Here is a 20,140-nt window from a genome sequence, read left to right on the forward strand (position 1 = left end):
CCAAATGTGACTTCCCATTACAGCGCCGATGCATAAATAACGGGTCATGATAAAAACCTTACGCGCCGCGCTTGTCCTGCTTGCCGTTCCAACGACAATCGTCGCGGGCCCGCTTGATGAAATTGCCAAAATCGAGGTCCTGCCGGGCTGGCGCACCGCGTCCGGCGACCATATGGCCGGGCTGCGCATCACGCTGGCGCCGGGGTGGAAAACCTATTGGCGCGCGCCCGGCGATGCAGGCATCCCGCCGCAGTTTTCGTTTGACGGCTCCAGCAATATCAGCATGGTCACGCAGCACTGGCCGATCCCAGTGGTGTTTGACCAAAATGGCATGCGTTCAATCGGGTATCACGACAGCGTGGTCTTTCCGATCACAGTCGCAACGACCGATCCTCAGACGTCAACGCAGATCAGCGGCCAAATCGACATCGGCGTCTGCGAGGAAATCTGCATCCCCGTCACCCTGACCTTCGACGCCACGCTGCCGGTCACCGGGACCCGCGACAGCGCGATTACCGCCGCACTGATCAGCCGGCCCTTGACCCAGGTCGAAGCGCAGGTCGGCACCGTCACCTGCACCATCGCCCCGATCAGCGACGGGTTGCGCGTGACCGCCACAGTGGACGTCGCCACGACCGGCCCGTCCGAGGTTGTCATCGTCGAAGCCGGTGATGCAAATATCTGGGTGTCAGAGGCCGACGTGACCCGGAACGGCCGCCAGTTACGCGCGACCGTCGATATGGTCCACACCAGCGGCACCGCTTTTTCGCTCGACCGGTCCGCGGTGCGCATCACCGTGCTGGGCCGCGATCATGCGATCGACATCCAAGGCTGCACCGCGGGCTAAACCTTGCGCCGTAGGCCCAAAGCAAGCATCGCGCCAGCATAAACCGTCAGCAGCCAAACCATCAGCCCGGCCACAAACCCCGCCATCGCCGCGCCGATCCCCCCGTTCAGCAACGGCAACACAGCCGCCACAGGCCCCCAAGGTGCCCCGGTGATCAAGACAGGCGCAACAAGTGCTGCGAACAAGGCAACAGCCCCCAACGCACCCAATCCAGCCGGGGCAAACATCGCCAAACGTCGGCCACCCAACGCGCGTTTGGCCGATTGCACCTGCCGATACACATCGGCCTGCATCGCCATCAGCGACGGCACGATCAGCAGCACCAATATCATGCCGAAACCCAGACCAAACACCAGCGTGACCACCGTCGGCTTTAGAAACTCTGCCTGATTGGACCGCTCATAAAGAAGCGGCGCAAGGCCCAGTACCGTCGTCATCGTGGTCAGCATCACAGGGCGCAAACGATCCGCTGCGCCATCAATAATCGCAGGCACCAGCCCGCGATCAGCGGCATATTCATCCACCGTCGTGACCAGCACGATACTGTCGTTGATGATAATCCCGACCATCCCGATCAGACCGACGACCGTGAACATACTCATCGGAATACCCCACAGGTTATGGCCGTAAATGGTGCCAACCAGACCAAAGGGAATAATCGCCATCACCACCAGAGGGCGGGTCCAGCTACTGAAAACCCATGCCAAGGTCAGGTAAATCCCCAACAAAACCAGAACCAGCCCATTCAAGGCATCGCTTAGGAACTGGTTCTCTTGCTCGCTCAGCCCCGACAGCTTTGTTTCAATGCCAAAGTTGCTCTCGATCCGGGGCAGAATATCATCGTTGATAATCTTCTGAATTTCGGTCGCGCGCTCGGCGTTGTCATCATCCAGATCGCCAATCACGGAAATCAGCTGAATCCCATTTTCGCGCTGCACCGTCGAAAAACCGGTCCGGCTTTGCACCGTGACCACATCGGCCAGTGGGACATAAACGCCATCGGGCGTCCTGATCTGGGTGCGGTCCAGAAAATCGGCCGACAATTCGCCATCAGGCAATTCCACCCGGATCGTAGCCGAGCGCGCACCCTCGGGATAGCTCGCCGCCTCGATCCCGCCCAACCGGTTGCGCAATACACGTCCCAGCCCGTCAATACTCAGCCCCAGCGCCTGCCCCTGCGGCGTGAGTTCAAGGATCAGTTCTTCTTTGTCATATGACAGCGTGTCCTCAAGTCCCGAAATTTCGGAGTATTGGATCAGTTCAGTCTTCAACGCCTCTGCCGCCGCCTTTAGCGTATCGCTATCGGCGCCGAACATCTGGATATCCAGACTGTCACCACCGGGACCAGACCCCCAACTGCGGAAACTGACCGTCTCGGCCATCGGGTGCTGCTGCACGCTTTCCTGCAATTCGGTGACAAAGGCCGCGCTGGAATAGGGGCGGCTGTCGGCGTCAATCAGCTCGATCGTGATCGACCCCAACTGATCCGCATCCTTGGTTTCCGACCCCGCAATCGCGCGGCCCGAATTCCCACCGACCTCGGCCACGACGAACTTGAGCGGGCTTACGCCATATTCGTCCGCATACTTTGCACCCAGCGCCCCGGTCGCGCGCTGCATCTCGCGCATCATCGCAATCGTATCGTCGCGCGTCGCACCCGGCAGCATCGCAAAGTTGCCGGTCACCTGCGCCTGCTCGGGTGAATTAAAGAACCGCCAACTGACATCGCCCTTGATGACCAGCGACACCTGACTGGCCAGCGCCAGCAACGCCAGCGCAAACACCGGATAGCGCGCCGCGATCACACCTGCCATGAACGGACGGAATAGCGTTTCACGCACCCAGTCAAAGCCACGGTTCACGACACGCGATGGCATATCGTACCAATGCTCCTTGGCCGAATGGGCGATCGCATGGCTCAGGTGGTTGGGCAAGATCAGAAAACATTCAACCAGACTGGCGGCCAAGACCACAATCACCGTAAACGGAATATCCGCGATAAGATCGCCAAAGCGCCCGCCAATAATCACCAGCCCGAAAAACGCAATGATCGTCGTGGTCGTTGCCGAAAAAACCGGGCTAAACATCCGTTTCGCAGCGTTTTCAGCGGCCTCGACCGGGCCTTCGCCCAATTGTCTGACCCGGTAATCGGCGTGTTCACCCACCACAATCGCATCGTCCACCACGATACCCAAGGTAATGATCAGCGCAAAAAGCGAGATCATGTTGATCGTGATGCCCACCGCATACATCAACGCAATCGCGGCCAGCATCGCCACAGGAATACCGGCCGCCACCCAGAATGCCGTCCGCGCGTTCAAAAACAAGAACAGCAATGCCACGACCAGCAAAAGCCCGGTCAAACCGTTATCCAGCAGAATATCCAAACGCCCGGTAATCAGCTCTGCGCGGCCATTTGTCAGGGCAATCGACACGCCCGATGGCAATGACGCCGTCAATTCATCGGCCACCTCTTCGACGGTACGCTGCATGCCAATTGCATCACCCTGCGCCGACCGCTGCACCCGGATTTTGATCGCCGGATCATCGCCCACGAAATATGCGCGGTCCCGGTCGGTGCCTTCCACCCTGATATCAGCCACATCCGCAATGGTCAGCTTGGACCCGTCAGGGTGCGACCGCAGCACGATCGCGCCAATGTCCTCGGCACTTCGCTTGGCCACGCCGGTCCGGACACGGGCGTTCGCGGACACGTCACCAGCCGGCGCGGCAGCCGCCTCTTCGGCGATCCGCTGGGCGATCTCGGACATGCCAATATCGTGCTCAATCAGCGACAGCGACGGCACCTCGACAATCGTGGACGGCGCCGCAACGCCTTGGATAATCACGCTGGTCACACCTTCGGCAAACAGCCGGATCGCCATTTCATCGGCAAAACGGCCCAGCTGATCGACCCCGACAGGGCCGGTGATCACCACATCCGTCACCCGATCCGACCAGCCGCCCCGGCGCACATTGGGATCTTCTGCATCTTCGGGCAGGTTACTGGTGCTATCAACGGCCAGCTGCACGTCCTCGGCCGCACGGTCAATGTCATACCCCGGCTCAAACTCCAGCTGGATCGACGCGCGTCCTTCGTTGGATCGCGATGACGAAGACGTCACGCCCTCAACCCCCAGCAACACAGGCTCCAACACCTGCACAATGGCCGCATCCACATCTTCGGCGCCGGCCCCCTGCCACGTCACCGAAACCGTCAGATCATCCACTACGACATCGGGAAAAAACTGTGCGCGCATATTGGGATATGCAAACAACCCCGAGGTAATCATCAGCACCAACAGCAGATTTGCCGCCGTGCCATGGCGGGTAAAATACGACAGGATACCCCCGGCCCGTGCGCTTAGCTTGTCACCACCGGTTGCCATCAGCTGCCCATCCGGCTTTCCAGCCTCTCCACCGTTTCAGACGAAACCTGTTCGGCCTCAAGCTGGCCAATTATCCGGGCCTTCACCTCATCGGGCATGCGGCTTTCGGTGACAAAGCTCATCAGCTTCTCGCGCCGCTCCGCATCCAGCGTGATCATCGCGGGACCTGTCGGTTCCTCGACCACACCGGGACGGATCGGGCGCACCTTGATCCCCGCGCCCAGCAATGGCGACCGCTCGGCAACAATCGTCGCTCCCGCCAAATCGCCAATGCCGATAATCACATCATCGCCCTGACGGCGCAGCAATGTCACCGCACCACTTTCCAGCCGGTCATCGTCACCCACGACAAGAACGGTTTGATCCGCCGCCACGGCCGTCGCCGGCACCAATGCCACGTTTTCCAGCGCCGGTTCCGCAATGCTGACGGTCACAAAATCACCGGGACGAAACCCCGGCGATGCCTCCAGCCGTGCAAACAGTAACCGACCTGTCTGCCCCGCACCCACGGTCGCCCCCTCGCGGGTAATCTGGCCCGTGGCGTGCAGGTTTACGCCCGACACATCCAACGCCACCCGCACCGGCGCTGTGATCAACGTCCCATTGCCATCCAAAAGCCGGGCATATTGCGATGTGGACACCCGAAACGCGACCTCTAGCCGGGTGGGATCAACCAATTGCGCAAAGCGTTCATTTGCGGCGACCCGACCACCAAGGCTGATCGTGACATCAGCCAAAGTCCCATCAAAAGCTGCGAAAACCTCCGTATTCGCGACCTCGCGCTCGGCCTCGGCGACGCTGATGCGGGCGCGGGCAAGGCGGGTCATGGCCTGATCAATCCGTGCCTCGGCAGACGCCAGCGATTGCCTGCGGTTCAAAACCGATGCCTGCGCGCTGGACGCGGCCAGTGCTGCGTTTTCAACTGCGGCGGTCGTGCCCACACCACGGGTCTGCAAATCGCGGGCACGGACCAGCGCCTGTTCTTGCAGGCTGGCCTGCGCCTGCGCGCCCGTCAGCTCATCGCGGGCCAAGATCAGCGCACGTTCCGCATCGCGCAGCTCGGCCTGAGCATCCTGTAGGTCCGCACGCACACGGTCCAACGCCGCCTGCGCCTCGACCGGGTCGATACGCAGCAGACGCTGGCCCGCAGTCACGGTGCCCCCTTCGATCAACGCATCGCTCGCCTCAAGAACCGTGCCACCCGTCGCACTGCGCAAATCAAGCGTGCGCTGGCTACGCAATTCGCCGAAAACCGTCAACTCGGGCGTGATCGTCACCGGCACTATCGTCACAACATTCACTGCAAACACACGTTCGCGCTGCGGGAAACTGCGGGGTTCTTCGTTCATCCGGGCGACAACGGCACCGCGCACCAAAATCCCGGCCCATGCGATAATCGCAAGGGTCACTGCCAACAGAAAGATGCCCATCAGGCTACGACGCAGAAAACGCATTATTCAGGTATCCTTGATCAACTTCACACAGATAGGCCCCGCAGGCCTGTCCGTCCAGTTTCACGCAGTAACATGTTACTTACGGCGCAGATGTTCGTCCAATCGCGGCATGATCTCCACAAAATTGCAGGGCCGGTGCCGATAATCGAGCTGTCTGCCCAAAATTTCATCCCACGCATCCTTGCACGCACCCGGACTGCCCGGCAGCGCAAACAAATACGTGCCCTGCGCGACACCCGCCGTTGCCCGGCTTTGCACAGCGCTGGTGCCGATCTTTTTCATGCTGACGATGGTGAAGACCGTGCCAAAGGCATCAATTTCCTTTTCATACACATCCCGGTGCGCCTCGACGGTGACATCGCGCCCGGTCAGGCCCGTCCCCCCGGTGGAAATCACAACGTCAATGCCGTCATCCGCACACCATATGCGCAGCTGATCGGAAATCTGGTCGCGCTCATCAGTGATGATCTTGCGATCGGCAAGCGTGTGCCCGGCGGCGGCAATCCGATCCACCAGAACCTGACCCGATTTATCATTGGCCAACTGGCGGGTATCGCTGACCGTCAGCACCGCAATGCGCACCGGCACAAACGCCATCGTCTCATCAATCCGGCTCATGCCTGCAACCTCGCCTTTAATGCCAATAAATCTGCCCACGCTTCGCGCTTGGCCGCGACATTCCGCAGCAAATGATCGGGATGGAACATGGGCAATGTCGGGCGGCCCATGACCTCGGCCCATTCACCACGTATCCGGCTGATCCCATTGCGCCCCAGCAACGCCTGACAGGGCGTATTGCCCATCAGCACAATCACCTGCGGATCGGCCAGCGCGATATGGCGGTACAAAAACGGCAACATCATCGCAAGCTCATCCGCATCCGGCGTGCGGTTCGTCGGTGGTCGCCACGGCAACACAGTGGTGACATAGACGCCGCGATGCGCATCCGCTGGGGCACGCCCCAGATCAATCGCTTCCAGCATCCGGTCCAACAATTGCCCGGCCCGCCCGACAAACGGCTTGCCCGCCCGGTCCTCGTCGCGGTCCGGCGGCTCGCCGATAATCATCACCCGCGCCGCAGGCGACCCGTCCGCGAACACAAAACGCCGCGCGCCGCGCTTAATCTCACACAGTTCGAACGCTTCCATCGCGGCTGCCAACGCTGGTAAATCATGCGCCCCCGCAGCCGCAGCGCGCGCGATGGCAACAGCATCAACAGCGACCGGCTCCGGGATGGGCGGCGGCCCGTCAGGCGCAGGTGCCAGCTTGGCCGTGGGCGCAGGCTTGGCCACCTCCAACGCATAGCGATCCACCGGCGCGTCCAAAATCGCATCCGTCACGCCCAACTCGACCTGCCATTCCAGCAGCGCGCGGTCGTCCCAATATGTGTTGCCCGAATCCATAACCAGCACGATATGCCGGATCGCAGCGGATGTGCAGTGGGTCTGCCATTGATGCGCGCCATTGGCCTGCCTATAAGTGCAACAAACCACGATCAGGAGCCCGCCATGACATTCCGCGCCAAGCATCTACTGGGCATCGAACACCTGCACCCCACCGAAATCACCACCCTGCTCGACCTTGCCGACAGCTACGCCGACCATAACCGCCGCGGCATCGCCCACCGCGACGTGTTGGCCGGGCTGACGCAAATCAACATGTTTTTCGAAAGCTCCACCCGCACGCAGGCAAGTTTTGAGCTGGCCGGCAAACGGCTTGGTGCCGATGTGATGAACATGGGGATGCAGGCGTCGTCGATCAAAAAAGGCGAAACCCTGATCGACACCGCGCTGACCCTGAACGCAATGCGCCCCGATCTGCTGGTCGTGCGGCACCCACATTCGGGCGCAGTCGATCTGCTGGCGCAAAAGGTGAACTGCGCGGTGCTCAATGCAGGCGACGGCAAACACGAACATCCCACGCAGGCCTTGCTGGATGCGCTGACCATCCGCCGTGCCAAAGGAAGGTTGCACCGTCTGTCCATCGCCATCTGCGGCGACATCGCCCACAGCCGCGTCGCGCGGTCCAATATCATGCTGCTGGGCAAAATGGAAAACCGGATCAGGCTGATCGCGCCCCCCACACTGATGCCCGCAGGCGTCTCCGAATTCGGCTGCGAGGTGTTCGAGAACATGGAAGAGGGCCTGCGCGACGTCGATGTCGTCATGATGCTGCGCCTTCAAAAGGAACGGATGGATGGCGGTTTCATCCCGTCAGAGCGGGAATATTTCCACCGCTACGGCCTTGATGCCGCCAAACTCAGCCACGCCAAACCCGATGCCATCGTGATGCACCCCGGCCCGATGAACCGCGGCGTTGAAATCGACGGCAACATCGCCGACGACATCAACCGCTCCGTGATTCAGGAACAGGTCGAAATGGGCGTCGCCGTGCGCATGGCCGCAATGGACCTTCTGGCCCGGAACCTGCGGGCCCAACGCCAAGAGGTCATGGTATGACCCTCGATATTCCCGCCAATGACTTTGGCCAAATCCGCGTCCTTGCTACGCAAACCCCGCTGGCCCCCGACGCGCCCGATCAACTGGCGCAGCTTTTGGGCACAGACGCGCTGGACCCCACATATATCGACGTCGTCAACATTGCCGATCTCGGCCCCCTCATGCTCAGCGACTATATTGCCCAAGGCTACGACATGGCGACCGATGCCATGGACCGTGACGCAGTGAACACGATCACCGGCTATGCGATCCTGATCCTGTCGCGCGCAGCACGCAGCGAAAAGGTCACGCTCTCGCTTGCGCCCGGTGTCCGCCACGTCACGACCTACGCGCCCACCATGGAACTGATCGCGCCAACGCACCTGCCCGACGCCTCGGCCAAAGGCGTGATCGGCAGCCCACCGACCAAAGCACCCAAATCCGACGCCCGCATCGGCGGCATGGTGGCCACCGTGGCGCTTTTGCTGATGTTCGCGCTGGTTGGGCTGATGATCTGGGTGGCGGGCTGACGTGCCGACACTGACCGACACCACGCGAACACCCCCCCACGACCAATGGGCCGGGGTTGTGGACAAGGACGAAACGATCATCTGGCAGGGTCAGCCCGACAGCGGCTTTATCCTCAGCTTCAGGATGATCCTCGGCGCCGCATTCGGCACCGTTTTTGCCGGCTCCGCGCTTTATTGGATGATCGTCTCGGCGCAGGCAGGCAGCAAAGTGTGGATGATTGGCTTGATCCACATGGCCGTCGGCATCGCGCTTGCAGCGGGATCACTGCTCAAACCCGCATATGGCCGCCGGCGGACATCATACATGCTGACCGACAAACGCGCGTATATCGCCACCAATCTGCCGCTCATCGGTCGCAGCCTCAAATCCTATCCGATCACCAAAGACACCGTGATCGACTACCAGGACGCGACCCTCCCCAGCATCATCTTCGCCAAAAACAGCCTGCGTGCCAAAAACGGTATGAAAATCGACATGCCCATTGGCTTTGAACGCATCCGCGATGGGCACGCCGTACTTGGCCACCTGCGCCAAATTCAGGACGGCAGCGCATGATCGCAAATCGGATCAACCCTTGCCCCACAGGTAATTTCCCGGCAAAACACCGCCATGCAGGAAGTCTCGTAAAATGACACAGACCCTTTTCATCAACGCCCGTTTGATCGACCCCGTCGCGCTGACCGACAGCCGCGGCGCGCTGTTGATGCGCAATGGCAAAATCACCGCGGTCTACGAAACCGCGCCGACGCCCCCAAAAGGTGCCAGCGTCATTGATTGCGGTGGCCAATGTCTGGCGCCGGGGATCATCGACATCGGCGTAAAAGTCAGCGAACCGGGCGAACGCCACAAGGAATCCTTTCGCACTGCCGGGCGCGCGGCCGCCGCCGGAGGCGTCACCACAATCGTGACACGCCCCGATACCAGCCCCGCCATCGACACCCCTGAAACGCTTGAATTCGTCGCCCGCCGCGCCGCGCTCGATGCGCCCGTCAACGTGTTGCCAATGGCCGCCCTGACCAAAGGGCGCGATGGCCGCGAGATGACCGAAATCGGTTTTCTCCAGGACGCAGGCGCCGTGGCCTTTACCGATTGCGACCGGGTGATCAGCAACACCAAGGTCTTTAGCCGCGCCCTGACCTACGCGCGTTCCCTCGACGCGCTGGTCATTGCCCACGTCCAGGATCCGGGCCTGTCTGACGGCGCGGCCGTGACATCGGGCAAATTCGCCTCTCTGCGCGGCCTGCCGGGTGTGTCGCCCATGGCCGAACGCATGGCGCTGGACCGCGATATCGCGCTGCTGGAAATGACCGGTGCGCGCTATCACGCCGATCAGATCACAACCGCCCGCGCCCTGCCCGCGCTGGAACGCGCCAAACGGAACGGGCTGCGCATCACGGCGGGGATCGGCATCCACCACCTGACGCTGAACGAACTGGACGTCGCCGACTACCGGACCTTCTTCAAACTCAAACCACCGCTGCGCAGCGAAGACGACAGGCAGGCCGTCGTGCAGGCCGTGGCCGACGGCCTGATCGACATCATCAGTTCGATGCACAGCCCCCAAGACGAAGAAAGCAAACGCCTGCCCTTCGAAGAAGCCGCCAGCGGCGCCGTGGGACTGGAAACGCTGCTGCCGGCCGCCCTGCGACTGTACCATGCCGATGCAATCGACCTGCCGCGTCTGTTTCGGGCACTTTCGTTAAACCCTGCGCATCTGCTTGGCCTTGCCGCTGGGCGGCTGTTGGCAGGCGCCCCGGCCGATCTGATCTTGTTCGACCCCGATGCGCCGTTCCAACTGGACCGCGCGCGTCTGATGTCGAAATCGAAAAACACCCCGTTTGACGGGGCACGTATGCAGGGCAAAGTCCTTGGCACATGGGTCGCAGGCACCCGCATCTGGGAGGGTCACTGATGCCCATCATCGAAAGCACGGCACTCATCATGATCATCTGGGGCGGCATTGGCTATCTGCTGGGGTCGATCCCCAGCGGCATGATCCTTGCCCGGATGATGAACCTTGGCAATCTGCGCGAAATCGGATCGGGCAACATCGGCGCCACCAACGTCCTGCGTACCGGCAACAAAAAGGCCGCTGCACTGACGCTTCTGTTTGACGCGCTCAAAGGGGCCATCGCCGTCTTGGCCGCCCGTATGATCGCAGCCGAAGACGCCGCCCAAATCGCGGCACTTATGGCCTTTCTGGGGCATTGCTTCCCGGTTTGGCTGGGCTTCAAAGGCGGCAAAGGGGTTGCGACCTATCTGGGCATCCTGCTGGCCCTTGCGTGGCCCATGGGCGTCGCCGCCTGTGGCATCTGGCTGGTCGTCGCGCTGATCAGCCGCTATTCGTCGCTTGCGGCGCTGATCGCTGCGGGATGGACCCCGGTCGTGATGGCCTTCACCGGGTACGGCACCACTTTCTTGCTCGCCATCGTGCTGTGCTTGCTGATGTACGCGCGGCACTGGGACAACATCAAACGCCTGCGCGCCGGGACCGAAACCAAAATCGGTGCGAAAACGGCCAAAACCTAGTCCGTTGCCATCGAACCCGGCCTTTCACGGCATTTCCGACGGCCAACGCAATATCGTGACGCGCAGCCAAGTGGCCCAAGGCAAGGGCGAAAAACTGCTGGCCGAGGCACTGGGCCTGCGCGTCCTGCCGGACGCCACGCCATAGACAGCCGCACTGCCGTCAATAGCTGTAATCTGCGTAAATCCGCTTCAGATCGCCGTTCCAGTCGCCGTTGTAATGGTCAAGCAATTCATCCGCCGGGGTCTTGCCGGTCTCGACCGTTTCCTTCAGCGTATTCAGGAAATGCGTCTCGTCTGGGACCAGACCACCGGCACCGGGCATCGCGCGGGCCTTCAAACCAGCCTCTGAAATCGCAACCGCCTCGCGGGCAAGCGCGTGCATGTCGATACCATCGACCTTTGCCTGCAAACCGTCCACCGATGCGGCGACACGCAGGGCTTCGCGCTGTTCTGCGGTCCAGTCCTTGCACAGGTCCCATGCGGCATCCAAGGCGGTCTGATCATACATCAGACCCACCCAGAACGCAGGCAGCGCGCACAATCGACGCCAAGGGCCGCCATCCGCGCCGCGCATCTCGATAAATTGCTTGATCCGTGCCTCCGGGAAGACCGTGGTCAAATGGTCGGCCCAATCCGACAACAGCGGCTTTTCACCCGGCAGCGCAGGCAACTCGCCCTTCAGGAAATCGCGGAACGACTGGCCCAGCGCATTGATATATTTGCCATCGCGATAGACAAAATACATCGGCACATCCAGCACCCACTCGACCCAGCGCTCAAACCCCATGCCGTCCTCGAATACCCACGGCAACATGCCCGTCCGGTCCGCATCCAGATCGCGCCAGATACGGGCGCGCCACGATTTGTGGCCATTCGGCTTGCCCTCAAAAAACGGGGAATTGGCAAACAACGCGGTAGCCACTGGCTGCAGTGCCAAGGCCACGCGCAGCTTTTGCACCATGTCCGCCTCGGACCCGAAATCAAGGTTCACCTGCACCGTACAGGTGCGGCGCATCATCTGCGTGCCGTGGGTGCCGACCTTTTCCATATAGTCGTTCATCAGCTTGTACCGGCCCTTGGGCATCAGCGGCATCTGCGCGTGCGTCCATTCCGGCGCGGCCCCAAGCCCGATAAACTTGACACCGATCTCATCCGAAACCGCCTTCACTTCCAGCAGATGCTGGTTCACCTCGTCACAGGTCTGGTGGATCGTCTCAAGCGGGGCACCCGACAGTTCCAGTTGTCCACCCGGCTCAAGGCTGACATTCGCGCCATCTTTGACCAACCCGATCAGGTTATCGCCCTCCATGACCGGATTCCAGCCGAACCGCCCCTGCAACCCTTCCAGAACCGCCTTGATCGACCGTGGCCCGTCATAGGGCAGCGGCAACAGCGTATCCTGACAATAGCCGAATTTTTCATGCTCGGTGCCGATGCGCCACTGGTCCTTGGGCTTGCAGCCGTCCGCCAGCAGATCCACAAGCTGCGCATAATGTTCAATAGGGCCACCGCCGGATTGAGGGATAGACATGGGGCAGGCTCCATTTTTGGTATAAAAAACTATCGGTGAAGTGAACCAACCCCGCTGTCAATGCAAGAGCGGTCGCACCCGGCTCCAAATAATCAGCCGCGCATCAGGTGTGCGCGAAAGCACGTCCAGAACGGCGCTGGTCTTGATCCCCGGCAGGGCGGCAAAGACGTCAAACAGATCTTCGGCACCTTTTGCACTGATCGGAATGGCGATCCGCTGCCCGCCGACGCCGGTCAGAATCCACTGCGGGGCGGGGTGGCCCGTGGGGTCAAGCTCCAGCATGGTCATGTCGGCGACATCCATCACACCGCCGTCCAGCGGCCCAAAATACGCCAGCCGCCGTTCCCTGACCTGCACCACACCGGGGCCGTCGCCACCCTGACGAAACCGGGCACGCTGCACGCCCGCGACCGACCAGACCACCCCAAACGCCATCAGGCCAAATCCCAGCCACTGCACAAACCCAAAGCTGCGCAGCCCCCACCACAGCCCCAGCAGCACAAACGCCAGCCCCAACAGCACATCGCGCCAGCGCCACAACAGCGCACGCGCTTCAGGGCGCAAAAACTCAGCCACAGATCACCTGCGCTTCATCGTAAAAAACACCGGCAAAGCTACCGTTGCGCCGAAACCCGATCGCCTCATAGGCGCGGGCGGCCTTTACGTTCGCCGCAGCCAGTGTCGCACGTTGCACGCCCTGCGCGCGCGCTTCCAGCAAATGCAGCGCAACGGCGATCCGGGCATAGCCACGCGACCGCAGCTCTGGCGGGGTAAAGACGCCACCAACCTGCACGATATCACGAAACGCGCCGTTGAAACCGGTCATCGCCACAGGTCTGCCGCGATCCATCAACACGCGGTGGGTGTCCAATGCGATCAACGCCCGCAATTCAGCGACCGCCCGTTTGACCGCCGTTTCGACCATATTTGAGAGCGATTCCATCAAGAACATCGCCCGCCACGTCGTCAACAACTCCAGCGGCACCGCATCCAGCGGGTGCAACGTCAACGCGCCCACGTCAGGCACGACAAGCTGATCCAACGGCAACACATAGTAAGGTTCCACCAGATCGACGCTGGCCCGATGGGTCAGCCTAATCGCCACACGCAATTGTGCAATCTGATCCGCTTCACCGCTAAAGCTGTGGGTTTTCGTCCCCGCCAAGGCCGCAGCCGCCGCAGCCCAGACATTGGTGGTGCACTGCGGATAGATATTTCCAGCCTGCGTCACCGCAATCACATCCGTCAGCCTGCCATCGTGCCACCGCAGCCAAAACTTCATCGCATGGCTATGGCCCCCCGCCATCCCATGCCGGGCCAAATATGTCAGCGGATAGATCGACATGGCGGCATGTGCGTGCAAAAACGCCTCAATTGCGGGACGGTCGGCTTCGGTCGCGGCGATCATCCCCAATCCCCCAGCGCCTGCTGCCAAACCGTCAGCGCGGCAACCGCCGCCGTATCAGCGCGCAAAATCCGCGGGCCAAGGCTCACCGGATGGGCAAAGGCCAGCGCGCGCAGCCGGTCCCGCTCTTTGGTTGAAAATCCGCCTTCTGGACCGATTACAATCGCCCATGGCCCCGCGATATCAGGCAGCCCGACAGGATCGCCGATCATCGCCTCGTCACAAAACATCAACTGCCGCCCCGCAGGCCAATCCGCCAGCACACGATCCAGTTTTTGCAGCGCATCGACCGGCGGCACAAACGTGCCCCCGCATTGCTCGGCTGCCTCAACCGCATGGGCCTGCAATTTGTCCTGCCGGATACGGTCGGCATTATTGGTATATTCGGTCTGCAGCGGTATAATCCGGGCCGCACCCATCTCTACTGCTTTTTCGACAATGAACGCCGTGCGCTCCTTGCGGATCGGCGCGAACAGCAACCACAGGTCAGGCGGCATCAGCAGCGGGCGGGTCTGCACCCGGCACATCAAAATGCCACCCTTTTTGCCCGCCTCGATCACCTCGGCATCCCATTCGCCATCACGGCCATTGATCAGCGACAGCACGGTGCCGTCAGCCATTCGCATCACCCCAAACAGGTAATGCGCCTGATCCCGCGACAGCGGAACCGATTGCCCTTCACCCAGAGGGTGATCTACATAAAGCCGAACCTTCGATGCCATGAGGCCGACCATATGACCGACAATCCCGATTTGCCAGAGCCCAAAGGCACCGTTGCCGATGCCGTGAAGGGCAATTGGGTCGATCACAGTGCGCCCGCATTCAGCCGTCCGTTCTTGCGGCTCAGCCGGGCGGATCGGCCTATTGGCACCTGGCTGCTGTATCTGCCCTGCCTGTGGGGGCTTTCACTGGCGATTTTGGCGACCGACAGCTTGGGCACCCACGATCTGTGGATCGTCGCAGGCTGCGGCATCGGCGCGTTTTTGATGCGCGGCGCGGGCTGCACGTGGAACGACATCACCGACCGGAATTTCGATGCACAGGTCGCCCGGACCCGGTCACGCCCCATTCCATCGGGGCAGGTGTCGGTGCGCGGCGCCGTGGTGTGGATGGTCGCACAGGCGCTGGTGTCCCTGATCATCCTGCTGACGTTTTATGACACCGCGATCATCCTTGGCGTCATCGCCCTGCTGCCCGTGGCGATCTATCCCTTTGCCAAACGGTTCACATGGTGGCCGCAGGTCTTTCTGGGACTGGCGTTTAACTGGGGCGCCCTGCTGGCATGGGCGGCGCACACCGACAACATCGGCCCGGTCCCGCTGGTGCTCTACACGGCGGGCATTGCATGGACCCTGTTTTACGACACGATCTATGCCCATCAAGACACCGAGGACGACGCCCTGATCGGCGTCAAATCCACCGCCCGGCTCTTTGGCGACAAGACCCGGCTCTGGCTGCGGCTATTCCTGACGCTGACAGTCATTCTCTTTGGTCTGGCGGTCGTTCTGGCCTGTTGGAACCGCTCGATCCTGTCGCTGGTCATTGCCATCGGCGGGCCTTGGGCGCTGGGTTGGCACCTGACTTGGCAGATTCAGCGTTTCGACGCCGACGACAATGACGGCCTCCTCAGGCTTTTTCGCTCAAACAGAAACGCCGGGCTGCTCCCCTTGCCGTTTTTCGCTGTTGCCCTTTTGGTATGATTGAACCCCGGCGCGCTGCACCCTATGGGTAAGGCGCAATATCATGAACGGACCTCCATGCGCCTGTCAGCCATATTTCTACGTCTCGCCGTATTTGTCCTCGCAGCCTACGGCACATTTGCCGCGGCACAGATCACCGTCCGCGTGATCGAAGAAAGGTCAGTCATTGCAGTCCAGGAAACCCTTGCGGATCGTGGCTTTGAATGGGCATCGGTGCTTGGCGACGGGCTTCAGGTAATCCTCGAAGGCAAGGCCCCAACCGAGGCGACCCGCTTTCGCGCCATCTCGGCGGCGGGGGGTATGGTGGATGCCAGCCGGGTGATCGACAATATGTCAGTCACCGATTCGGCGGTCATCGCGCCGCCGGAATTTGCCATCGAAATCCTGCGTAACGATAGCGGCGTATCGCTGATCGGGCTGATTCCCGCCATTACCGACCGCGACAGACTGGCCCGGCAGATCACCGGCATCGCCAACGGACAACCCGTCACCGACCTGCTCGAGTCAGCCGATTACCCCACACCGGAAAACTGGCGGTCCGCGATGAACTACGCCCTGCGCGCCCTTGAATTACTGCCGCGCTCAAAAATATCGGTCCGTGCCGATCTCGTAACGATCAGTGCGATCTCCGACAGCCCCGCCGAAAAGCGGCGGCTGGAAACCGCCCTTGCCCGTAGCACACCCGATGGGGTGCGGCTGGCCATTAGCATCAGCGCGCCCCGCCCCGTGGTGTCGCCCTTCACCACGCGCTTTATCCTCGACACGGACGGGGCCAGTTTTGATGCCTGCGCCGCCGATACAGACGCCAGCCTCAGCACGATCCTTGCCGCTGCGTCAAAGGCCGGGTTCAGCAACAAGGCAAATTGCACATTGGCCCTTGGCGCCCCCTCGCGCACATGGGGCGATGCGGTCGCGCTGTCGATTGCGGCCGTGGGCGATCTTGGCGGCGGCACCGTGACAATCTCGGACACCGATATCGCGCTGGTCGCGCCCATGGGTACGGCGCAGGCAACGTTCGACGATGTGGTCGGCGCGCTTGAAAACGCCCTGCCCGATGTCTTTGCCTTGAACGCAGAACTGCCCACCCCGCCCGAAGCCACACCCGAAGGCGCCCCGCAATTCACCGCCACCCGCAGCCCCGAAGGCATGGTGCAGCTGCGCGGCCGCATCCCCGACGACGTGACCAACGGCGTGGTGGAAAACTTTGCCAGCGCCAAGTTCGGCAAACGAAACCTTACGATGGGCACCCGTATCGTCGGCGACCTGCCGCAAGGCTGGTCCGTTCGCGTTCTTGCCGGAATCGAGGCGCTGTCGAAAATGTCAAACGGGTCCGTGATCGTTGAACCGAACCGGGTGCAGGTACGCGGCAACACCGGCAATACCGATGCCACCGGCGAAATCTCCCGGCTGCTGATCGACAAACTGGGGCAAGCCGCCGATTTTGACATCAACGTCACCTATGTCGAACAGCTTGACCCAATCGCCGGGCTGCCCACCCCCGAAGAATGCATCGACCAGATTAAAATCGTGACCGAAAACCGCAAGATTACCTTCGATCCCAGTTCGGCCTCGATCACGGCGGCCACTCAGCCTGTCGTCGATGAAATCGCGGAAGTCCTCAAACGCTGCGGCGATCTGCGGATCAAGGTGGCCGGCTACACCGACAGTCAGGGCCGCGAAGAAATGAACCAGCAACTGAGCCAGGACCGCGCCGATGCCGTTCTGACCGCGCTGCGGTCACGCCGCGTTCCCGTCAGCACGTTCGATTCAATCGGCTATGGCGAAGCGGACCCCATTGCTGAAAACGATACCGACGAGGGCCGCGAGGCGAACCGTCGCATCGAATTCAGCCTGATCGTACCCGAACCCATCCCGGACGAGCCGACAACCCTTGACGTTATAGCCCAGGATACCCCCCTCGAAGAAACCGACCCGCAAGAAGCCGGTAGCGAATAATCAAAGGCAAGACGTTGAACAGAACTGAATTCATTATCGCCACCGCGATCATCCTCTTTGTGGCTTTCGCGCTGGGTTGGTTTGCCAGTTGGCTGGTCAACCGCTTTACCCGCGTGACCAAAGCCGAAATCGGCGAATTGGACAAAATGGCCCAAGCCCTGCACGAGGCCGAAGAAACCCGCGATCAGGCGATCACCTATCTGCAGCAACGCGAAGCCGAAATGACCAACCAGCTTTCCCAGACCGAGGCCGAACTGCGCGCCGCCATGGATGGCCTGCGCGAGGCACGGCGCGAAGCCGAAGAACTGCGCGGCTATATCGAACGTCAGAATATGGGCGACTAGAAAATGGCATATGAAACCACGCCGTCAGAATTCCCGTCATTACCAACGACGCTGATCGTTCTCGCCCACCCCGACAATGGATCATTCAACGGGGCATGGGCCGACGCGACCGAACAGGCATCAGCCGCGCTTGGCCACACCGTGCTTTGGTCAGACCTGAACGCGATGGGCTTTGATCCCGTCGAAGGTCCGCAGCACTACAACCTCGAAGACGACGGCGCGCCCTTTGATCCGCTCAAGGCACAGGAAAACGCGGCCTCCAAAACGGGGCTGCCCGGCGATGTTTCCGCAGAAATTCGCAAAATCCAGCAGGCCGACCGCATCATCTTTCATTTCCCGCTGTGGTGGTTTTCACCGCCTGCGATCCTCAAGGGGTGGTGCGAACGTGTGCTGGTCAACGGCGCGCTTCATTCGGTGGATCAGCGGTTCGACACGGGCCTTTTCCGAGACAAAAAGGCGTTGTTCTGCGTGACCACCGGATCAAAGGAAACCGAAAGCGCCTATAACGGCAAAGAGGGCAACATCGACATGCTGCTCTGGCCGATGGCCTACACCCTGCGCTATCTTGGTTTTCAGGTGCTCGACCCCAAAACCGTCCACGGTGTCCATGGCTATCACAAGGGCATCGCCAAGGACGCGCTGCATGCCCGGCTGCAACTGGTCCTGTCCGCGCAGCACGATGTCATCGCCGACTTTGACGATCAGCCCGTCCTGCACTTCAACGCCGACAGCGATTTCGATGACCATGGCCAACTGAAAACAACCCGGCCCAGCCTGTCACCCTTCATCCGTCATGGGCGCTAGGCCGCGTTAACCATTTCGCACCGCGCGCACCGTCCAAGCGCCGATTGCCATAAAAACGTATGTACGCTGTCTGCACGGGTCCTGTACGGCTTCTGGCACCCTCCAACGCCCTTTTTCCCCAAGGGATTAACCAGCGTCGCAACACCGTGACAGAAATCAGGTGATCACCTTGAAACGGTGCATTAACCCCATGCAGGTTTCAGCGCGGCGCCGCCGCACGTCGCAACCGATCATTGATCGCGCGGCCCAGCCCGTGCTCGGGAATAGGCGACACCGCAATGCGTTGCGCGCCCATCGCATCCAACTGGTGCAGGCACTCAAACAGCCGCGCCGCCGCCTCAGTCAGGTCACCCGACGGCGACAGGTTCAGTGCCGCGTCAACCGCCCCAAACCCCAGCAAAACCTCATCCTTTTCAGCCGCTTGCACATTCAGCCGCACCGCCCCCTGTGGCGCATAGTGCGATGCCAACTGCCCCGGTGACACCGGCGTATCGGGATCGGACGGCAGGGCAAGCGGTTGCCCCAAACAGGCCTCCAACGCCTCTGCCGGGATACCGCCTGCGCGCAGCAACGCAGGTGCCCCTACGCAACTGACAATCGTCGATTCCAGCCCCACCGTGCAGGAACCACCATCCAGCAAAGCATTAATCTTGCCGCCCAGCCCGTCGCGCACATGCGCCGCCGTCGTCGGGCTCACCCGCCCCGATGGATTGGCCGAAGGCGCCGCCACCGGCCCCCCGAAATTGCGCAAAAGCACCTGCGCCACCGCATGATCGGGCACCCTGATCGCCAGCGTATCCAGCCCCGCCGTGACCAGTTTCGAAATCCCCGCATCCGCCCGCAACGGCAGCACCAAAGTCAGCGCGCCGGGCCAGAACGTGCTGGCCAGCCGTACGGCCTCATCATTGAAAACACACAGCTTTTCTGCGCTGGCAAGGTCGGGCAAATGCACAATCAGCGGATTGAAACTGGGCCGTCCCTTGGCTGCATAAATGCCCGCCACAGCCCTGTCGTTGCGCGCATCTGCACCCAGCCCATACACCGTTTCCGTCGGAAACGACACCAGCCCACCATCGCGCAAAATCGCGGCAGCTTTGGCCAAACCGGCGGCATCCGGTTGCAGTGTCAGTAATGTCGCATCGGGCATGACGTGGCGTTTCAGTTGATGAGTCGTCGGACTGAGATAACGTAGTTCCGAATTTGAGATGCATA

Annotated in this window: 19 protein-coding genes; 10 read left to right on the forward strand and 9 right to left on the reverse strand. The window is 61.3% G+C overall.

Going from position 1 to position 20,140, the window contains the following annotated elements; genetic code table 11:
* The first annotated feature begins 46 nt into the window (after positions 1-46).
* A complete protein-coding gene (locus QZ196_RS00070) occupies positions 47-847 on the forward strand; it encodes a protein-disulfide reductase DsbD domain-containing protein (RefSeq protein WP_296422594.1) in 801 nt (266 codons plus the stop codon).
* On the opposite strand, the gene QZ196_RS00075 is transcribed toward QZ196_RS00070, so the two are convergent.
* From QZ196_RS00075 to QZ196_RS00090, 4 genes are all read right to left on the reverse strand, one after another.
* Complete coding sequence (locus QZ196_RS00075; protein WP_296422596.1) at positions 844-4,236, reverse strand: efflux RND transporter permease subunit; 3,393 nt, start codon at positions 4,234-4,236, stop codon at positions 844-846. The genes QZ196_RS00070 and QZ196_RS00075 overlap by 4 nt on opposite strands.
* Complete coding sequence (locus QZ196_RS00080; protein WP_296422599.1) at positions 4,236-5,690, reverse strand: HlyD family efflux transporter periplasmic adaptor subunit; 1,455 nt, start codon at positions 5,688-5,690, stop codon at positions 4,236-4,238. Before QZ196_RS00080 ends, QZ196_RS00075 begins: the two co-directional genes overlap by 1 nt.
* A 75-nt stretch (positions 5,691-5,765) precedes the next feature.
* Positions 5,766-6,308 carry a molybdenum cofactor biosynthesis protein B gene (gene moaB, locus QZ196_RS00085; RefSeq protein WP_296422601.1) on the reverse strand — a complete coding sequence of 181 codons (543 nt, stop codon included), beginning with the start codon at positions 6,306-6,308 and terminating at the stop codon, positions 5,766-5,768.
* Entirely contained in the window at positions 6,305-7,093 is a 789-nt protein-coding gene (locus tag QZ196_RS00090) for a uracil-DNA glycosylase (RefSeq protein WP_296423030.1), read from the reverse strand. Before QZ196_RS00090 ends, moaB begins: the two co-directional genes overlap by 4 nt.
* Positions 7,094-7,198: 105 nt before the next feature.
* Here QZ196_RS00090 and QZ196_RS00095 point away from each other — a divergent pair, with 105 nt between their 5' ends.
* The 5 genes from QZ196_RS00095 (at position 7,199) to plsY (ending at position 11,188) form a co-directional block, all read left to right on the forward strand.
* Complete coding sequence (locus tag QZ196_RS00095) at positions 7,199-8,149, forward strand: aspartate carbamoyltransferase catalytic subunit (protein WP_296422603.1); 951 nt, start codon at positions 7,199-7,201, stop codon at positions 8,147-8,149.
* Positions 8,146-8,658: a hypothetical protein gene (locus tag QZ196_RS00100; protein WP_296422605.1), complete on the forward strand. Its 513-nt coding sequence runs from the start codon at positions 8,146-8,148 to the stop codon at positions 8,656-8,658. The genes QZ196_RS00095 and QZ196_RS00100 overlap by 4 nt, the downstream gene beginning before the upstream one ends.
* Position 8,659: 1 nt before the next feature.
* Entirely contained in the window at positions 8,660-9,214 is a 555-nt protein-coding gene (locus QZ196_RS00105; protein ID WP_296422607.1) for an aspartate carbamoyltransferase catalytic subunit, read from the forward strand.
* A 73-nt stretch (positions 9,215-9,287) separates the two neighbouring features.
* A complete protein-coding gene (pyrC, locus tag QZ196_RS00110) occupies positions 9,288-10,571 on the forward strand; it encodes a dihydroorotase (RefSeq protein ID WP_296422609.1) in 1,284 nt (427 codons plus the stop codon).
* Positions 10,571-11,188 (forward strand): glycerol-3-phosphate 1-O-acyltransferase PlsY, encoded by a 618-nt coding sequence (gene plsY / locus QZ196_RS00115; RefSeq protein WP_296422611.1) that lies wholly within the window; start codon positions 10,571-10,573, stop codon positions 11,186-11,188. Before pyrC ends, plsY begins: the two co-directional genes overlap by 1 nt.
* 160 nt (positions 11,189-11,348) lie before the next feature.
* Here plsY and QZ196_RS00120 read toward each other — a convergent pair whose 3' ends face one another.
* The 4 genes from QZ196_RS00120 to QZ196_RS00135 are packed head-to-tail and all read right to left on the reverse strand — an operon-like array spanning position 11,349 to position 14,846.
* Positions 11,349-12,719, reverse strand: a complete 1,371-nt coding sequence (locus QZ196_RS00120; RefSeq protein WP_296422613.1) for a glutamate--cysteine ligase — start codon at positions 12,717-12,719, stop codon at positions 11,349-11,351.
* Between the two features lie 57 nt (positions 12,720-12,776).
* A complete protein-coding gene (locus QZ196_RS00125; protein ID WP_296422615.1) occupies positions 12,777-13,295 on the reverse strand; it encodes a hypothetical protein in 519 nt (172 codons plus the stop codon).
* A complete protein-coding gene (locus tag QZ196_RS00130; RefSeq protein ID WP_296422617.1) occupies positions 13,288-14,127 on the reverse strand; it encodes a GNAT family N-acetyltransferase in 840 nt (279 codons plus the stop codon). Before QZ196_RS00130 ends, QZ196_RS00125 begins: the two co-directional genes overlap by 8 nt.
* Positions 14,124-14,846, reverse strand: a complete 723-nt coding sequence (locus QZ196_RS00135; RefSeq protein ID WP_296422618.1) for a 16S rRNA (uracil(1498)-N(3))-methyltransferase — start codon at positions 14,844-14,846, stop codon at positions 14,124-14,126. Before QZ196_RS00135 ends, QZ196_RS00130 begins: the two co-directional genes overlap by 4 nt.
* Positions 14,847-14,858: 12 nt before the next feature.
* Between QZ196_RS00135 and ubiA the strand changes: the two genes are divergently transcribed.
* From ubiA to QZ196_RS00155, 4 genes are read left to right on the forward strand one after another with little or no spacing between them, the layout of a single operon-like run.
* Positions 14,859-15,824: a 4-hydroxybenzoate octaprenyltransferase gene (ubiA, locus tag QZ196_RS00140; RefSeq protein WP_296422620.1), complete on the forward strand. Its 966-nt coding sequence runs from the start codon at positions 14,859-14,861 to the stop codon at positions 15,822-15,824.
* Positions 15,825-15,881: 57 nt separating this feature from the next.
* Positions 15,882-17,780, forward strand: coding sequence for an OmpA family protein (locus QZ196_RS00145; protein WP_296423032.1), 1,899 nt, complete (start codon positions 15,882-15,884; stop codon positions 17,778-17,780).
* Between the two features lie 14 nt (positions 17,781-17,794).
* Entirely contained in the window at positions 17,795-18,124 is a 330-nt protein-coding gene (locus tag QZ196_RS00150) for a hypothetical protein (protein WP_296422622.1), read from the forward strand.
* Between the two features lie 3 nt (positions 18,125-18,127).
* A complete protein-coding gene (locus QZ196_RS00155; RefSeq protein WP_296422624.1) occupies positions 18,128-18,928 on the forward strand; it encodes an NAD(P)H-dependent oxidoreductase in 801 nt (266 codons plus the stop codon).
* A 199-nt stretch (positions 18,929-19,127) separates the two neighbouring features.
* Here the strand turns inward: QZ196_RS00155 and QZ196_RS00160 are convergent, their stop codons facing one another.
* The gene (locus QZ196_RS00160) at positions 19,128-20,075 is read right to left on the reverse strand and encodes an L-threonylcarbamoyladenylate synthase (RefSeq protein WP_296422626.1); all 948 of its coding nucleotides are present in this window, start codon (positions 20,073-20,075) and stop codon (positions 19,128-19,130) included.
* Between the last annotated feature and the right edge of the window lie 65 nt (positions 20,076-20,140).

Source organism: Yoonia sp. (assembly GCF_017854565.1).
Classification (GTDB): domain Bacteria; phylum Pseudomonadota; class Alphaproteobacteria; order Rhodobacterales; family Rhodobacteraceae; genus Yoonia.

Bases quoted from the DNA above. Each gene is read 5' to 3' on its own strand.
- QZ196_RS00070 (WP_296422594.1), top strand. From the start codon at position 47: ATGATAAAAACCTTACGCGCCGCGCTTGTCCTGCTTGCCGTTCCAACG.
- QZ196_RS00075 (WP_296422596.1), bottom strand. From the start codon at position 4,236: ATGGCAACCGGTGGTGACAAGCTAAGCGCACGGGCCGGGGGTATCCTG.
- QZ196_RS00080 (WP_296422599.1), bottom strand. From the start codon at position 5,690: ATGCGTTTTCTGCGTCGTAGCCTGATGGGCATCTTTCTGTTGGCAGTG.
- moaB (WP_296422601.1), bottom strand. From the start codon at position 6,308: ATGAGCCGGATTGATGAGACGATGGCGTTTGTGCCGGTGCGCATTGCG.
- QZ196_RS00090 (WP_296423030.1), bottom strand. From the start codon at position 7,093: ATGGATTCGGGCAACACATATTGGGACGACCGCGCGCTGCTGGAATGG.
- QZ196_RS00095 (WP_296422603.1), top strand. From the start codon at position 7,199: ATGACATTCCGCGCCAAGCATCTACTGGGCATCGAACACCTGCACCCC.
- QZ196_RS00100 (WP_296422605.1), top strand. From the start codon at position 8,146: ATGACCCTCGATATTCCCGCCAATGACTTTGGCCAAATCCGCGTCCTT.
- pyrC (WP_296422609.1), top strand. From the start codon at position 9,288: ATGACACAGACCCTTTTCATCAACGCCCGTTTGATCGACCCCGTCGCG.
- plsY (WP_296422611.1), top strand. From the start codon at position 10,571: ATGCCCATCATCGAAAGCACGGCACTCATCATGATCATCTGGGGCGGC.
- QZ196_RS00120 (WP_296422613.1), bottom strand. From the start codon at position 12,719: ATGTCTATCCCTCAATCCGGCGGTGGCCCTATTGAACATTATGCGCAG.
- QZ196_RS00130 (WP_296422617.1), bottom strand. From the start codon at position 14,127: ATGATCGCCGCGACCGAAGCCGACCGTCCCGCAATTGAGGCGTTTTTG.
- QZ196_RS00135 (WP_296422618.1), bottom strand. From the start codon at position 14,846: ATGGCATCGAAGGTTCGGCTTTATGTAGATCACCCTCTGGGTGAAGGG.
- ubiA (WP_296422620.1), top strand. From the start codon at position 14,859: ATGACCGACAATCCCGATTTGCCAGAGCCCAAAGGCACCGTTGCCGAT.
- QZ196_RS00145 (WP_296423032.1), top strand. From the start codon at position 15,882: ATGCGCCTGTCAGCCATATTTCTACGTCTCGCCGTATTTGTCCTCGCA.
- QZ196_RS00155 (WP_296422624.1), top strand. From the start codon at position 18,128: ATGGCATATGAAACCACGCCGTCAGAATTCCCGTCATTACCAACGACG.
- QZ196_RS00160 (WP_296422626.1), bottom strand. From the start codon at position 20,075: ATGCCCGATGCGACATTACTGACACTGCAACCGGATGCCGCCGGTTTG.